Genomic DNA, 15332 nt, shown 5'->3' with positions numbered 1-15332 from the left:
GAAGGAGCCTCGATGCTGATCGACAGTGGCCTGGTGGGCAGGGACGATGAGCTGGAGACGCTGGGCGAGCTGGTCGGCGGCCTGCCCGGCCGGGGCGGCGCGCTGCTGATACTCGGCGACGCGGGCGCGGGCAAGTCGTCGCTGCTGGACGCGGCGGTGGAGCTGGCGGGCGCGGCGGGACACCGCGTCCTGCACGCGGCCGGTACGGAGTCGGAGGCCGATCTGCCGTTCGGCGGGCTGCACCAGCTCCTGTGGCCGGTGATCAGGATGGCCAGGCCGCTGCCAGAACCGCAACACCAGGCCCTGCTGTCGGCCATGGGCCTGCGTGACGGGCCGCCGCCGGGCGCGTTCGCGGTGGCCCTGGGGGTGCTGAACCTGCTGGCGGGGCTGGCCGAGGACCGCCCGCTCGTCGTGGCGCTGGACGACCTGCACTGTCTGGACCAGGAGAGCCAGGAGGCGCTGGCGTTCGTCGCGCACCGCGTGGACCACGACCCCGTACTGATCATCGCGACGGTACGCACCGGGCACGCGAGCCCGTTCGCGGCCACCGGCCTGCCGGAGATCGTCCTGCGCGGCCTGGACGCGGCGGCGGCCGGGGAACTGCTGCTCGCCTACGCCGACGACCTGGGCGCGGCCGGGCAGGCCCGCATCGTCCGGGAGTCACAGGGCAACCCGCTCACCCTGCTGGAGCTGGCCGACGCCTGGCGGGCGCGCGGCGGCCCCGGGGTCGGCGGCGTCACGCCGCGCCCGCCGATGACGGCGCGGCTGGAGCGCGCCTTCGCCGACCGGATCGCCGTCCTGCCGCCCGCCACCAGGGACGCCGTGCTCGTCGCGGCCATCGACTACGGCGACGAGTTGCCGGAGATCCTGGCCGCCGCGTCCGCGCTGGCCGGCAGGCCGATGACCGCGGCGGTGCTCGACCCGGCTGCCCGGACCAGGCTGCTACGGCTGGACGGCAGCCGACTGCGTTTCCAGCATCCGCTCGTCCGCTCCGCCGTCCTGGGGCTGGAGCCGCTGGCCCGCCGCCTCGCCGCGAACGCCGCTCTGGCGCAGGCGCTGACGGGCGATCCACGCAGGCGGGCCTGGCACCGCGCGCAGGCGATACTCGGCCCTGACGACCAGGTGGCCGACGAGCTGGAGGCTGGGCACGTGGTCTCGCTGCGGCAGGGTGCCGTGGTGGCGGCCGTCTGGGCGCTGGAGCGTGCGGCTCAGCTCACGACCGACCCCGCCCGCCGGGGGCGGCGGCTGCTGATCGCGGCCGGGCACGCCTTCACGCTGGGGCGTGCCGAGCTGGTGGAACGGCTGATCACCGAGGCGGCCCGATACGAGCTGGCCGAACAGGACCGGGTACGGATGGAGTGGCTGAAGGAGATCTTCAACGACGGCACGCCCGGCGACACGGAACGCGTGGTCGAACTGGCCACCGGCGCCGCCCGCTCAGCCGGCCCCGGCAACCCCGGGTCCGGTCGCTCCGGGTCCGGTCGCTCCGGGTCCGGTCGCTCCGGGTCCGGTCGCTCCGGGTCCGGCAACTCCGGCTCCGGCTCCGGCTCCGGCGGCTCCGGATCGGGTGGCTCGGGGTCCGGCGGCTCCGGATCGGGTGGCTCGGGGTCCGGCGATTCCGGGTCGGGCGACCCTGGGGCCGGTGACCCGGATCTCGCGCTCGGCCTGCTGCATGGGGCCGCTCTGCGCTGCTGGTGGGCCGAGGCGGGGCAGCGGGGTCGCGAGGCGGTAATAGGCGTCGCCGAGTCCGGGTCGCTGCCCGGCGACGACCCCCGCCGCATCGCCGCGATGGCGCTCGCCGAGCCGGTCCGGCTCGGTGCCGTCGTCCACGACCTGCTTTCGGCGGCGCTGCCCGCCAGCGCGCTGAACGCGGTCGCCCTGCACCTGCTCGGTCAGGCCGCGCACGCCATCGGCGACCTGCCACGTGCCGCCGACATCCTCAGCCGCTCCGAGCTGCGGTTACGCGAGGAGGGGCGGCTCGGTCTGCTGACGCACGTGCTGGTCATGCAGGCCGGCGGCCACCTCTGCACGGGCGACTGGGAGCGGGCGGGTACGACAGCCGAGGAGGGTCGCCGCCTGGCGGCGGACACCGGGCAGCCGCTCTGGGCGACGGCCGCGACGGCCCGTACCGCGCTGCTGCGGGCGTTGCGCGGCGACAGCGAACCGGCCATGGAGCTGGCGGGCGTGGCCGAGGCCGCCGCCCGGCGGGAGGGGCTCAACCAGCTCCTGTGCTGCGCGCTGCTGGCCAAGGGGGTGGCGCTGCTGGTGGCGGGGGCGCATGAGGAGGCGTACCGGGAGTTGCGCAGGCCGTACGATCCCGCCGACCCCGGCCACCATCCGCGCGAGTCCTTCGGCGGCGTGCTGTTCCTGGCCGAGGCCGCCCTGCGCAGCGGCCGGGAACAGCACATCACCGAGGCCAGGAAGGTGCTCGCCGGCCTGGAGCGGACCGCGCTCGTCACTCCCGCGCCGCTGCTGCACACCCAGCTCCTGTACGCCCGCGCCGTCCTGGCCCCCGACGACAAGGCGGAGACCCTGTACGCCTCTGCGCTGCGCCAGGACCTGAGCCGCTGGCCGTTCGTCCGCGCCAAGCTGGAGCTGGCCTACGGCGGCTGGCTGCGCGGCCGGCGGCGCAGCGCCGAGGCACGCATGCCGCTGCGCTCGGCCCGCACCGCCTTCGACCTCATCGGCGCGCGCACATGGGCCGACCAGGCCCGCGCCGACCTGCGCTCGGCCGGCGAACGAGCCGCTGAGCCGTCGCCGGCCGCCCTCTCGCCACAGGAACTGCAGATCGCCCGGCTCGCCGCCGACGGCCTGTCGAACAGGGAGATCGGCGAGCGCCTGCACCTGTCCCCCCGGACGATCGGCAGTCACCTGTACCGGATCTTCCCCAAGCTCGGCATCACCACCCGGACACAACTCGCCTCCTGCCTGGAGCGGCCGGACGACGATCCGCGCGCGCGATGAACGTACGGTCTGTCAGTCATTTGACGCTATGGCGGTTCGGCCGGTGTGCATAGGATCGCGGCAGACCTCGTATGGTTGGGGGCCGCATGCGCAACCCGCAGCTGCTCGGACGCGACGGCGAGCTGGCGATCCTGGATGACCTGGTCGGACGGTTGCCCGGAGCCGGTGGTGCGATCATCCTGCGGGGCGAGCCGGGCATCGGCAGGACGGCGCTGCTCCGTGCGGCCGTCGTGCGGGGCGGCGCGGCGGGAGCGGAGGTCCTGCAGGTCACCGGGGTGCACGGCGCACCACCGTACGCGGGGCTCCGCGAGCTGCTGGAGCCCGTGCTCGGCGCGGGCGGCCGGCTGCCGGAGTCGCAGCGGGCGTTGCTGCAGGCCGCGTTGCACGGAGCGGCCGAAGGTGCGGCCGGGGCGGCTGAAGGAGCGGGTGAAGGGGCGCCGCGACCGCTGGCGGTGGCCAAGGCGGCGCTGCACCTGCTGACGGCCTGCGCCTGGGAACGGCCGCTGCTGGTGGCGGTGGACGACGCCCACCTGCTCGATCGGCCCTCGTGCGAGGCGCTCGGCTTCATCGCGCGGCGGCTGGGCCACGATCCCATCCTGCTCGTCGCCACCACCCGCACGGCCACCGCCACAGACCTCACAGCCACCGCCCGCACCGCCACCGCCGCCGCCACCGCCGGGAGTCACGCCTCCGCAGGCCCGGCTGCCGCCGCCGCTGGGAGTCATACCTCGGCCGGCGATGCGGAGCGCGCCGTGTCGCCGTTGACGCTGGACGTGCGGCCGTTGGACGACGTCACCGCGCGGGTGCTGCTCGGCAGGCACGCGCCCGCGCTCACGGTCACCGCCCGCGAACGCATCCTGCAGGTGGCCCGTGGCAACCCGCTGGCGCTGACCGAACTTCCGCTCGCCTGGCGGGACGGCGGCCCGTCCGGCTCGTGGACCTCCCCGGCGGTGACGCCCCGGCTGGCGGAGGCGTTCGCCGGCGGGCTGCGCGATCTCCCGCCGGCGACCAGGGACGCGCTGCTGGTCACGGCCGTGGACTATGTGGGTGACCTGCCGGAGATCCTGGCGGCCGCCGCGCTGCTGGCCGGGCACGAGGTCACGGGAGACCTCGACGCCGCGCGGGACCTCGTGCAACTGATCGGCACCACCCTCCGCTTCACGCACCCCGTGATCCGCGCCGCCGTACTGGCCGCCGAACCCCAGGACCGGCGCCGCGCCGCCCATGCCGCCCTGGCGCGGGTGCTCCCCATGGAGCCGCACCGGCGCACCTGGCACCAGGCCAAGTCCGCGGCGAACCCGGCGGGCGACCTCGCCGACGCGCTGGCCGACCTGCGGCCGAGCACCCCCAACCGCCGTGGCGTTGCGCCCATCGTCTGGGCGCTCGAACTGTCCGCCCGCCTCACCGCCGACCGCGTCGTACGCGCCCGCAGATTCCTCACCGCCGCCCAGTACGCGTCCGGTCTGGGCCGCCCGCACATCGTCCACGACCTGCTGAACGCCGCGGACCAGGCGGGCCTGACGCTCTCCGACCGCACCAGGCTGGAGTGGCTGCGCGACGTCTGCGACGAGGACACCTCCCCCGACCCGGCGCGTGTGACACGGCTGTGCGCGATCGCGAAGCGTTCCGCCGCCGCCGACGACCTGGGGGTCGCGCTCGACCTGCTGCTCGGGGCCGCGCTACGCATCCAGCGGACGGCGCCGGGCCCCGCCGCGCAGGCCGTCGTGGCCGCGACGGCCGACGTGCTGGCCGCCGGGGTCCCCGCGAGCACGGCCGACCCCCGGCACATCGCCGCGCTGGCGCTGGCCGAGCCCGTGCTCAGGAACCAGGCGGTGGCCGAACGGCTGCCCGCCTCCGCGGCCGTGTCGGACCTGCCCGACGCGGAGGGTCTGCGGCTGCTGGGCATCGCCGCGCACGCGATCGGCGATCCGGTCAAGGCCGTGGCGCTGCTCGGCAGGGCCGAGCCGACGCTGCGCGACCACGGCCGCGCGGGGCCGCTGGCCCAGGTCCTCATCCTGCGGATGTCCGACCTGTGCGTGCTCGGCGACTGGGAGCGGGCCATACCGGTGGCGGAGGAGGCGCACCGGGTGCTGGCCGGTACGCGGCAGCCGGGCTGGGCGGACGCGCTCATGGCCGCCGAGGCGGTGGCGGCCGGGCTGCGCGGCGACACCGAGCGGGCGCTCAAGCTGGCGGCCAGGGCCGACGGTACGCGCCGCTTCGACCTGGTGGCGGGTGTCCGGCTGGCCAGGGGGCTCGGCTGGCTGGCCGCGCGGCGGCACGAGCGGGCGCATGAGGAGTTGCGGCCGCTGTTCGTCAAGCCGATCGCGGGCCTGGGCAGGCAGGCGTTCGCCGCGGTGATCCCGTACATGGCCGCCGCCGTGGGCGCCGATCGCCTGGAGGAGGCGCGGGACGTACTGGCGAAGCTGGAGGACGTGGCCTGTATCGCGTCGGCCGCGCTGCTGCACGTGCAGCTCCCGTACGCGCGGGCCGTCCTGGCCCCTGACGCAGAGGCAGAGGAGTTGTTCCGGGCGGCGCTCGGCCTGGACCTGGCCCGCTGGCCGCTGGTGCGGGCGGCCACCGAGCTGGCGTACGCGGACTGGCTGCGCCGGCACGGCCGCACGCCCGAGTCCAGGACCGCGCGGGACGCGGCGCGGGACACGCTGCGCCTGCTCGGGGCGCCGCTCTGGGCCGACCCCGAGCGGGACGGCACCGTGCGGTGTCAGGCCGAGGACGTGCTCTCGCCACGGGAGTTGCGCATCGCGGAGCTCGCCGCCGCTGGGTTGTCGAACCGGGAGATCGGCGCGCAGGTGCATCTGTCCGCCCGCACGGTCGGCTCGTACCTGTCCGGAATGTTCCGCAAACTGGGTGTGACCGCGCGGGGACAGCTCGCGAGGCGGCTGCGCGGCCCGCTGATCACCTGAACCGGATCTCCTTCCCATGTCGCCGAACCCTTGCGCCCCCTTAAACCAAGGCTTAGCATAAGTCTTAACAAATGAGTCCGGAGGGTCGCCGTCATGGACGCGAAGCTCAGAACACATAGTCGTTTTGATGTACGCGCCTTCCCCGACGGGTTCGCCTGGGGCCTGTCCTCAGCGGCCTACCCGACCGAGGGCGCGACCGGCCGAGGCGGGTGCAGCTGGGACGCCTTCTCCCGCATCCACGGCACGATCCGCGACGGGAACACCGGCGAGATCGCCTGCGACCACTACCACCGCTGGGAGGCCGACCTCGACCTGCTCGCCTCGCTCAAGGTCGGCGTCTACCGGCTGTCGGTGTCCTGGCCACGGCTGCAGCCGGACGGCCGGGGCGAGCTGAACGCGGATGCCGTGAGCTTCTACCGCAAGGTGCTGGCCGGGCTGCGGGCCCGCGGCATCGAGCCGTACGTCACGCTGTACCACTGGGACCTGCCGGCCGCGCTGGAGGCCGGGGGCGGCTGGACGGAGCGGGAGACCGCCCGGTGCTTCGCCGAGTACGCCGGGCGTACGGTGGCGGCGCTCGGCGACCTCGCCACCCACTGGATCACGCTCAACGAGCCGTGGTCATCGGCCTTCCTCGGCTACGGCTACGGCACGCACGCCCCCGGCCGGACCGATCTGACGGCCGCCGTCGCCGCCGCGCACCACCTCGCCCTGGCCCACGGCCTGGCCACGATGGCCATCCGCGAGGCGGCCCCGGCCGCCAAGGTCGGGATCACCAACACCGTCACCGACGTCACCGCCGCCGGCGACTCGGCCGCCGACCGCGCCGCCGCCGAACGGCTGGACGCCGTGCTCAACCGGATGTTCCTCGCGCCGATCTACCGCGGCCGCCACGACCCGCTCACGCTCGACTGCGTGGACCCCATGGGCCTGTGGGCGCTCATGCGTACCGGCGACCTGGAGATCATGAGCACCCCCACCGACTTCGCCGGCATCAGCCACGGCCACCCGGTGATCGCCCGCCACGACCCCGCGGCCCCCTTCGAGGCGGGCCGGCAGCCGGCCCCCGAGGGCGCGCCCGCCCGCCTGCACCAGGTGCTGACCCGGATCGCCACCAATTTCACCCGCCTGCCCCTGTACGTCACCGAGAGCGGCGCCGGCTACCACGGCGGCGTCAGTCCGGCGGGCCAGACCCACGACCCCGAGCGGGTCCACCACCTCAGCGGCGCCTTCACCGCCGCCGCGCACACCCTTTCCGACGGCGTCGATCTGCGCGGGTACTTCGTGTGGTCCTTCATGGACAACTTCGAATGGGCCGAGGGGTACAGCAAGCGCCTGGGCGTCGTCTACGTCGATCACCGTACCCAGCAGCGGGTGCCCCGGCTGAGCGCGCACTGGTATCGCGATCTCATCGTCGCGCACGGCAATGTCCAGGACCTGGACTCCGCTCCGGCCGCCTGACCATCCAGGCGATTGAGGAACGCTCTATGAACGATCTCGTCACCGGCTTCGTCCGGGCCGACGGCGCCCGACTGGTCGACGGCACCGGCAACCCCCTCCTGCCACGCGGCATCGGCCTGGGCAACTGGCTGCTCGCCGAAGGCTACATGTGGAAATTCGGTGACGAGCTCAGCTCACAACGCCAAATCGAACAACACCTGCAAACCCTCGTCGGCCCCGCAAAAGCCGCCGAGTTCTGGACCCGCTTCCGCGCCACCTTCATCACCGAAGCCGACGTGGCCGCCATCGCCCGCCTAGGCTTCGACCACATCCGCCTGCCGTTGAACGCCCGCCACCTCGTCGATGCCGACGGCGTCTTCCTGGACGGCTTCACCCACATCGACGATCTGCTGCGCTGGGCCCGGACCCACGGCCTGCTCGTGCTGCTCGACCTGCACGGAGCCCCCGGCGGGCAGACCGGCACCAACATCGACGACTCCCATGGCGAACCCGAACTCTTCATGCACGAGCGCAACCGGCGGCTCACCATCCACCTCTGGGAAGAGATCGCCCGCCGCTACAAGACCAACACCACCGTGCTCGGCTACGACCTGCTCAACGAACCCCTGCCCAACCAATGGCAGCACGTGTATGCCGCCGACCTCATCACCCTTTATCGCGACCTGACCGCCGCCATCCGGGCGATCGACCCGTCCCACCTGATCATCTACGAAGGCTCACACTGGGCCACCAACTGGTCCATCTTCACCGAAGTCCTCGACCCCAACTCCGCCCTGCAATTCCACCGCTACTGGTGCCCACCCGACCGCGCCAGCATCCAGCCCTACCTCGACACCCGCGACCAGCTCGGCCTCCCCATCTACATGGGCGAAGGCGGCGAAAACACCGCCCAATGGATCTACGCCGCCCACCGCCTCTACGAACACCACACCATCGGCTGGAACCTCTGGCCGTGGAAGAAGCTCGACACTCTCACCTCACCCGTCTCCGCCAACCCGCCCGGCGACTGGCACCTCATCGCCGACCCAGCGCTCCCCCCGGACCGGGCCTGGGACATCCTCCAGCGCTACCTCGACGCCATCCCATGGGACGCCTGCACCCGGCGTCCCGAGGTCGTCAACGCCGCCTTCGGCCGCCCACCCCTCCACATCCCGGCCTGGGGCTACACCGACGACTCCCCGGATTACCGCGACCGCTTCGCCACATTCCAACTCAACGGCTACTGGCACCACTCCACCGGAGCTCTGCCCATAACCGTCCACGCCGGTCAGGAACTCCACTTTCCCCTCGAAAACCGCCCCTCGGCATGGACGGCCGACGCCGACGATCCGGACGCGTTCGACATCACCTGGCAGGACGACCGGCTGGTCGTCCGTGCGAGAAGAACCGCCCAGTTGCGGTCCCTACAAGCGTTGTAGATACCGGCGCGCCGTACCAGGATCCGCCAGCCACGCCCCGTATTCGCTCGGCTCACTGAACATCGAGGCGAAACGATGAGCGACCTCGGGAATGGACTGCGCCGCCGTTAATGTCTCGACCACGTGATCCGCCGGTGGCGCCAGCAGGTCATTGCTCAGGCGGGTCGAATGTTTCGCGTAATTCCAGTAGCGGGCGTAGCAGCCTTCCATGAACGCCCGGTCGAACCGCCGGCCCCCGTGGCCGAGGATCGAGTCGAGGTAGGAGACCGCACAATGTGCGGCGTTGTTCGCGCCTTGACCGGCGATCGGGTCATTGGTGATCGCCGCGTCACCCATCGCCAAGACGTACCTGCCGGACGGAAGGGTGCCCACCGCGTGGCGCACCGTGGGCGTCACGCGCCCGATCAGCGAATCCGACTGCCCCGCCGGCCAGGCGCCGGCGAAGACGTCCGCCTCCCAGGCGAAGTATCTCCGGATGAGCTCTCTGGTCAGCTCCCATTGTTGTTCGATGTCCGTGACGCCCTGCCAGCAGTCCAGCGGGCCGCCGGGAATGCCGGACAGGCAGAGACCGTGGACGGGTCCGTTGACGGAGAAGATCGGCAGCCAGTAGAGCTCTCCCACTCCGGGCTGCGCGTTGAAGGTGAGCTGAAGCGGTGGTGAGGTCGCGGAGCTGCCGTTGACCGACACGTAGATCAGCGCCAGGGCTCGTTGCGGCTCCCGGTACGGGGAGTGCGCGTCGTCGCGCCGGAACAGGGCGGAGAACTGCTCTCCGCGCCCGGTCGCGACCAGCACCAGGTCGTTCTGGGCCGCGTAGCGGTCCATGTCGTCGATATCGGCCCTGCCGATTCGCAGGTCGCCACCGCGTTTGACGAACTCCTCCAGCCAGCGCGACATTTTCAGGCGTTGATCCACCGAAGTGGCGGGGCGGTCGAATCGGGTGCTCCAGGAGACCTGCCGGTCGGGAGACTCGTTGCCGCCCATCGAGAACCGGAAGTCGACCACCCGCGCCGCCACGTCGTCCCAGTGGTGCAGGCCCAGTTTGCGCTCCTGGCGCAGTGCCGGGTCGAACAGGCACTGGCCGGAGAGCACCCGCCCTGCCTTGATCTCCTCGGCCGTGCGCTCCGACACGATCGTCACGTGATAGCCGGCACGCTGCAGTCCCAGCGAGACCATCAGGCCGGCCTGTCCGGCGCCGATGACGGCGATGCTTCGCATGGTTCCCTCCCGTTGTCGTGGCTTATCGGCCGTTGATCGTCCCGCCGTCGATGCGGTAGTTGACGCCGCTGATGTAGTCGGCCTTCGTCGAGCACAGAAAGGCCACGAGTTCGGCGACCTCTTCCACGCCGCCCATTCTTCCGGCGCAGTTCTTCCTGATTCCCGAGACGAGTTGCCTGCGGACCTCGGGCCAGGTGTTTCCGAAACTCGGCCCGGGGTCGCCGTTGGCGAATATCCTGGCCAGGCCGGGTGTCTCGATGGTGCCCGGACTCACGCAGTTCACCGTGATTCCGCTGCCGCCCAGCATTCTGGCGAGCCCGACGGAGAAGTTGAGCAGGGCGGCTTTCGTGGCTCCGTAGCTGATCTGCGTTCCTGGCGGCGGGGCGTCGGCCGAGATGCTGCCGATCTGGATGATGCGCCCCCAGCCGCCCTGCCGCATCTGCGGAAGCACGTTCCGCACGAAGCGGACGGCCCCGATGACATTGGTGTCGTAGAGTTCGAGCCATTCTCCGGTGGACGTCCTCTCCCAGTCCGGGAAGAAGTCCGGCATCCGGCCGGCGTTGTTCACGAGGATGTCGATCGGGCCGTGTGCCTCCTGCGCCCGCTCGACGATGGCGGCCACTTCGAGGTCGCTGCTCACGTCCCCGATGAGTGCGACGACCTCGGTGCCGTGGCTCGCGATCTTCTCGGCCACCTCGTTGGTCCGGTCGACATCGCGTCCGTGGACCGAGACGAGAATGCCCTCCTCGGCGAACTTCATCGCGATGGCGGCGCCGATCCCGCTGCTGGAACCGGTCACCAGGGCGTGCCGCCTGCCTGTGAGCGTCTTCATTGGGGCACCCGTCCCCACACCGAGTAGAGGGTCGACATCGGCTCGGAGGACTCGGCGCTTTCCAGATATCGCTCCAGCCGGCCGATGAATCCCTCCTCCAGCAGTCCGAGCCTGATCAGTTCCGCTTCGTTCTGCCGCAGCGTCAGGGTCAGAACCTGGTCGGTGGATTCGCCCTTTCCGACGATCATCCGGTTGCTGGTGAGGCCGATCTCGCGCAGTCCCAGTGACGCGAACGTCGCATCCAGGGTCCGGGGCCAGTGCAGATCGGAGCCCATCACCCTGGCGAAGTAGCGGCTCGCGATCTCCGCCGCCTGATTGACCATGGACGACGACGGGTCCGTCTGTTCCGGCTCCAGGCCGGCCGCCTCCACGACCAGCCAGCCTCCCGGTTTCAGCCAGCCCACGACCTTGTTCAGTGCCGCCTCGCGGTGTTCGCCGCCGATGTGCTCGAAGACGCACCTGGCGTGCACGAGGTCGAACCGCCGGGCGGGGAAGTCGTCCCTGACGACATCGTGCTCGACGACCTCCACGCCACAGTCGCGCGCGGTGGCCAGCAGGCTCAGGTCGAGTTCTGTGGCCACGACGCGTCCACCGGGGCCGACCATGCCCAGTAAATACTGCGCCATCGTGCCGGAACCGGCTCCGATTTCGAGGCAGTGCCAGCCCCTGCGGATGCGGACCGCGTTGAGAACTTTCATGGAGGTCGGGTCCAGCGCTCCGGTGAGGGCGCACAGCCGGTGTTTCTCGGTGTCCTTCCCGTAGGACAGCGGGCCGCTGCGGTACGCGCTGTTCTCGTAGAAGGACATGGGCTCGGTCCGGCCGAGCAGGTGTTCCGTGATCATTTTGACCTCGAGTGGATGTGGGTTATTCCGGCCATGCCAGGTAATGCCGGCGGCCGTACAGGAGCGGCGCCCGGTCCGAGAGCCGCCGGGCGTACACGACCTCGCCGAGCACGATCGTGTGGGTTCCTTCGTTCAGCAGGCCGCGCACGGAACACCCGGCGAGCGCGTGCGCGTGCTCGGCCAGGTGGGGCCCGGCGGGGCCGCCGGTCCAGCGCACCTTGTCGAATCGCGCCGGATCGCCGGAGCTGAACAGTTCCGCGATTTCGCGGCTGCCGTCGTGCAGCAGATTCACCACGAAGCTCGCGCTGTTCGTGACCGACTCCAGCGTGGGGCTCTCGTTACGCAGGCACACGAGCAAGGTCGGCGGTGCGATGCTGAGACTGCAGAGCGACGAACAGGTCATTCCGCGCGGCCGCCCTTCGCTTTCGGCGGCCGTCACAATGGCCACGCCGGTCGGGAACTCCGCCATCAGCGATCGATAATCGGCGGCCAGATCGACGGTCCCTTTTCTGACGGCCACGGAAAGGCTCCTGGAATGCGCGATTCGCGGACGCCTGTCATCGGCCAGCCCGCGCATCAGAAGGCTCCCGCCACGGCCGCCTGCCGCCAGTGCAACTGCCGGAGGTAGTCGAAAAGCGGTGGCGCCGTGTGCACGAGTTCGCGCTGCTCGCGCTTGATTCCGGCGAACACCGCCTCCGCGGACTCGATGGCCTCCCGGCGAAGTCCGGCCGGCGGGCGGCCGGGCAGGAAACCCAGCCCGGCGAGCACGCAGTGGTAACCGCCGTCGCTCCAGAACTCGCCGAGGCCGGCCGCGGGCATGTCGCCGGCGCGATACCTGCGCACCTTCTCCGTGAGCTCTTCAACCGGCTTGAGTTCCTTGCAGGCCCGCCAGAAAGGCGTGTCCTCGCGCGGCGCGAAGCGAAAGTGGCTCTGCACGAAATCGCGGGAGTCGGCGAACATCGCCTCGATCTCCTGGTTGAACCGATCAGCTGCCATCGGGTCGAACCGCCTGTCCGGGAAATGCTTGACCAGCCGGCACAGCGCCCCGTGGATGAAGTCGACGCCGGTGGACCCCAGCGGCTCCAGGAAAGAGCAGGACGGCCCGATGCTCACGCAGTTGCCCACCCACGCGCGCCGGTTGCGGCCGGCCCGGTAGCGCAGGTGGTTGAGCGGCTGGATCTCCGGATCCAGCCCCCACATCCGGCAGAACTCCCCGGTCGCCTCGTCCTGGCCGCCGAATCGGCTGGAGTACACGTAGCCGGTGCCGAACCGGCCCGGCATCGGGATCTTCCAGGTCCAGCCGGAGCTCATCGCGATGGCGGAGGTGAACGGCTCGACGCCGTGGGCGGCGTCGTCGTGCGGGACGGCGGTGGTCACCGCCCGGTCGTTGAGCAGGTGGTCGTCCAGGTCCAGGAACGGCTCGCGCATCGCCTGGTTGATCAGCAGCCCCTGGACCCCCGAGCAGTCCACGAACAGCTCACCCTCGATGGCGCGGCCGGCCTTGGTGCGCAGCGCCGTGATGTGGCCGTGCCGGTCGATGACCGCCTCGGTCAGCTGGTCCTCGATGTGCGTCGCGCCCTGCTTCTTGACGGCGAACCGGCACAGGAAGTCGGCGACCAGGTGGGCGTCGAAGTGCCAGGCGTAGCTGGTCCACCTGGTGCCGTCCATGCGGCGCGGCGACAACTTGTGGTCGAACGCCACCGGCCTGCGGTAGCAGGCGTAGTCGTACGGCTCCCCGGTCCGGCCGGTCAGCCGCCCGTGCGTCCAGTAGTGCGTCAGCGGCAGGCCGTCGTGACCGGCGGGCGGCCCGAAGAGGCGGTCGAAGTGATCGGCGCCGCCACCCAGAGGCCGCGGCGTGGCCCGACCGGTCCCCGGCGTACGCCAGTTGACGAACCGGGTGCCCATTCTGAAGCTGGCGTTGCACTCTCGCATCCACTCCTCCTCGGAAATTCCGAGAAAGTCGAAGAACGACGTGTGCAGATTGGGCGCGGTGGCCTCGCCGGCGCCGATCTCCGGAATCGCCGGGGCTTCCAGGACGGTGATGTTCACCGCCGGCCCGAGGGCCCTGCCGAGATATGAGGCCGTCATCCAACCGGCGATTCCGCCGCCGAGAATGACCACTTTCCTGATTCGGCGCTCTTCCCGATTCATGCCTCCATGACACACCGGCCGGCTCTTCCCGGGTGGCCGGCCGCCGTCCGGACCTGTCGAGTTTGTTTTGATGCTTGACAGCTTCGTGCCGGATGCCGCTTGACGTCTCCGGCCGGAAAAGCGGATGACCGGCGAGCGGCACGGGCGCGAGAATGCCTCCCATGTCCCAGGCGATGCTGCGTACCGGCCGGATCGAACTCGTCCCGCTCTCCGACGAGCACCTCGAACACCAAGTCGAGCTGGACGCCGACCCTGAGGTCATGCGTTACCTCACCGGCCGCGCACGCACCCGCGAGGAGGTCGAGGCCCTGCACCGCGAGCGGCTGGCCGCCGGGCGCCGCCGTGCGGGGCTCGGCTTCTGGGTCGGTTTCGTGGACGGGCGGTTCGTCGGCTGGTGGATCCTGGAGCCGCCCACCCGCGCCGACCAGGGCCCGGTCGAAGGGCAGGCCGAGCTCGGATACCGGCTCCTTCGCCGCCACTGGCGCCGGGGCCTGGCCAGTGAGGGGGCTCGCGAGCTCCTCCGTCACGGATTCGAGGACCTCCGGCTGACCCGGGTCTTCGCCGAGACCATGGCGGTCAACGCCGCCTCCCGCGCGACGATGGCCACCCTGGGCATGGAGCACGTCCGTACCTTCCACGTGGACTGGGACGAACCGCTGCCCGGCGCCGACCTCGGCGAGGTCGAGTACGCGATCACCCGCGAGCAGTGGCTCGCCCGATCGGCTCAGGACAGGCGGTAGCGCGTGGCGAGTTCCGGGCTCTGGGCCCCGAAGGCCGCCAGACCGGCCCGGAAGATCGCCTCCAGCAGGCCCGCGTCCTCGACGCCCGGAGCGGTGACCACCTCGCCCAGTTCCAGTCCGCGCAGGCCGGCGGAGACGACGTCGGCGGCCGGCATGCGGGGCACCGCGCTCAGGTCCATGCCCTGACGTTCGTGGAACTCGGTGGCCACCACGCCCGGGACCAGCACCTGCACCCGGACGCCCGTCCCCTCCAGCTCGGCGGACAGGGTCTGGGACATCGCGACGAGGTGGGCCAGCGTGCCGGTGTAGACCGCCCGCCGGGGCATCTGGGAGTGCGGGGCGGGGCCGCTGAAGGCCAGCATGCCGGCCACGTTCACGATCGTGCCGGCGCCGCGCTCCAGCATGCCCGCGACCACCGCCCGGCTGAGCAGCGTCGGCGCGACGACCTTGACGTGCACGACTTCCCCGGCCTTGGCGGCGGGCAGGTCGGCGAGCGGCATGTAGTGGGCGACGCCGGCGTTGTTGACGAGCATGGTCACCGGCTCGGCCGCAGCGATCCCGGCGACGGTGTCGATGCCCGCGTCGGTGGACAGGTCGGCGGCCACCACCCGTACCGCGGCCCGGGGGTGCGCGGCGGCGAACTCGTCCAGGCGTTCCTTGCGCCGGCCCACGATGATCAGGTCGTGTCCGTCGGCGGCCAGGCGCTCGGCGAAGGCCCGGCCGATTCCGGAGGTGGCGCCGGTGACGAGTGCGAGCTTGCTCATTGTCGTTCCTTCCGATGAAAGCCATGA

At 71.5% G+C, this 15332-nt stretch carries 11 protein-coding genes; 5 read left to right on the top strand and 6 right to left on the bottom strand.

The genetic code is table 11. From position 1 onward, the window contains the following. Nucleotides 1-12: 12 nt before the first annotated feature. The 4 genes from AB0I81_RS24865 (at nt 13) to AB0I81_RS24850 (ending at nt 8761) form a co-directional block, all read left to right on the top strand. A complete protein-coding gene (locus tag AB0I81_RS24865; RefSeq protein WP_360660581.1) occupies nt 13-2964 on the top strand; it encodes a LuxR family transcriptional regulator in 2952 nt (983 codons plus the stop codon). Nucleotides 2965-3050: 86 nt separating this feature from the next. Then, the gene (locus tag AB0I81_RS24860; RefSeq protein ID WP_360660578.1) at nt 3051-5885 is read left to right on the top strand and encodes an AAA family ATPase; all 2835 of its coding nucleotides are present in this window, start codon (nt 3051-3053) and stop codon (nt 5883-5885) included. Nucleotides 5886-5978: 93 nt separating this feature from the next. Continuing rightward, nucleotides 5979-7343, top strand: coding sequence for a family 1 glycosylhydrolase (locus tag AB0I81_RS24855; protein ID WP_360660576.1), 1365 nt, complete (start codon nt 5979-5981; stop codon nt 7341-7343). Between the two features lie 26 nt (nt 7344-7369). Next, the gene (locus tag AB0I81_RS24850) at nt 7370-8761 is read left to right on the top strand and encodes a cellulase family glycosylhydrolase (protein WP_360660573.1); all 1392 of its coding nucleotides are present in this window, start codon (nt 7370-7372) and stop codon (nt 8759-8761) included. Here the strand turns inward: AB0I81_RS24850 and AB0I81_RS24845 are convergent. From AB0I81_RS24845 to AB0I81_RS24825, 5 genes are read right to left on the bottom strand one after another with little or no spacing between them, the layout of a single operon-like run. Next, entirely contained in the window at nt 8747-9976 is a 1230-nt protein-coding gene (locus tag AB0I81_RS24845; RefSeq protein WP_360660571.1) for a styrene monooxygenase/indole monooxygenase family protein, read from the bottom strand. The genes AB0I81_RS24850 and AB0I81_RS24845 overlap by 15 nt on opposite strands. A gap of 22 nt (nt 9977-9998) precedes the next feature. After that, nucleotides 9999-10808 carry an SDR family oxidoreductase gene (locus AB0I81_RS24840; RefSeq protein ID WP_360660568.1) on the bottom strand — a complete coding sequence of 270 codons (810 nt, stop codon included), beginning with the start codon at nt 10806-10808 and terminating at the stop codon, nt 9999-10001. Beyond that, entirely contained in the window at nt 10805-11650 is an 846-nt protein-coding gene (locus AB0I81_RS24835) for a methyltransferase (RefSeq protein ID WP_360660565.1), read from the bottom strand. The genes AB0I81_RS24840 and AB0I81_RS24835 overlap by 4 nt, the downstream gene beginning before the upstream one ends. Before the next feature lie 22 nt (nt 11651-11672). Then, the gene (locus tag AB0I81_RS24830) at nt 11673-12227 is read right to left on the bottom strand and encodes a flavin reductase family protein (RefSeq protein WP_360660562.1); all 555 of its coding nucleotides are present in this window, start codon (nt 12225-12227) and stop codon (nt 11673-11675) included. After that, complete coding sequence (locus AB0I81_RS24825; RefSeq protein WP_360660559.1) at nt 12227-13801, bottom strand: tryptophan halogenase family protein; 1575 nt, start codon at nt 13799-13801, stop codon at nt 12227-12229. Before AB0I81_RS24825 ends, AB0I81_RS24830 begins: the two co-directional genes overlap by 1 nt. Nucleotides 13802-13962: 161 nt before the next feature. On the opposite strand from AB0I81_RS24825, the gene AB0I81_RS24820 reads away from it, so the two are divergent. Beyond that, complete coding sequence (locus AB0I81_RS24820; protein WP_360660556.1) at nt 13963-14541, top strand: GNAT family N-acetyltransferase; 579 nt, start codon at nt 13963-13965, stop codon at nt 14539-14541. Here the strand turns inward: AB0I81_RS24820 and AB0I81_RS24815 are convergent. Then, the gene (locus AB0I81_RS24815; RefSeq protein ID WP_360660553.1) at nt 14526-15305 is read right to left on the bottom strand and encodes an SDR family NAD(P)-dependent oxidoreductase; all 780 of its coding nucleotides are present in this window, start codon (nt 15303-15305) and stop codon (nt 14526-14528) included. The genes AB0I81_RS24820 and AB0I81_RS24815 overlap by 16 nt on opposite strands. Nucleotides 15306-15332: the final 27 nt, after the last annotated feature.

Origin of the sequence: Nonomuraea sp. NPDC050404 (assembly GCF_040655495.1) — a bacterium.
Lineage (GTDB): Bacteria > Actinomycetota > Actinomycetes > Streptosporangiales > Streptosporangiaceae > Nonomuraea.
Note: the sequence above shows the minus strand (reverse complement) of the source record. Positions and strands in the feature narration are given on the sequence as shown.

What these genes read in the sequence shown, in the direction of transcription:
- AB0I81_RS24865 (WP_360660581.1), top strand. Translation starts at nt 13, where the DNA reads ATGCTGATCGACAGTGGCCTGGTGGGCAGGGACGATGAGCTGGAGACG.
- AB0I81_RS24860 (WP_360660578.1), top strand. Translation starts at nt 3,051, where the DNA reads ATGCGCAACCCGCAGCTGCTCGGACGCGACGGCGAGCTGGCGATCCTG.
- AB0I81_RS24855 (WP_360660576.1), top strand. Translation starts at nt 5,979, where the DNA reads ATGGACGCGAAGCTCAGAACACATAGTCGTTTTGATGTACGCGCCTTC.
- AB0I81_RS24850 (WP_360660573.1), top strand. Translation starts at nt 7,370, where the DNA reads ATGAACGATCTCGTCACCGGCTTCGTCCGGGCCGACGGCGCCCGACTG.
- AB0I81_RS24845 (WP_360660571.1), bottom strand. Translation starts at nt 9,976, where the DNA reads ATGCGAAGCATCGCCGTCATCGGCGCCGGACAGGCCGGCCTGATGGTC.
- AB0I81_RS24840 (WP_360660568.1), bottom strand. Translation starts at nt 10,808, where the DNA reads ATGAAGACGCTCACAGGCAGGCGGCACGCCCTGGTGACCGGTTCCAGC.
- AB0I81_RS24835 (WP_360660565.1), bottom strand. Translation starts at nt 11,650, where the DNA reads ATGATCACGGAACACCTGCTCGGCCGGACCGAGCCCATGTCCTTCTAC.
- AB0I81_RS24830 (WP_360660562.1), bottom strand. Translation starts at nt 12,227, where the DNA reads ATGCGCGGGCTGGCCGATGACAGGCGTCCGCGAATCGCGCATTCCAGG.
- AB0I81_RS24825 (WP_360660559.1), bottom strand. Translation starts at nt 13,801, where the DNA reads ATGAATCGGGAAGAGCGCCGAATCAGGAAAGTGGTCATTCTCGGCGGC.
- AB0I81_RS24820 (WP_360660556.1), top strand. Translation starts at nt 13,963, where the DNA reads ATGTCCCAGGCGATGCTGCGTACCGGCCGGATCGAACTCGTCCCGCTC.
- AB0I81_RS24815 (WP_360660553.1), bottom strand. Translation starts at nt 15,305, where the DNA reads ATGAGCAAGCTCGCACTCGTCACCGGCGCCACCTCCGGAATCGGCCGG.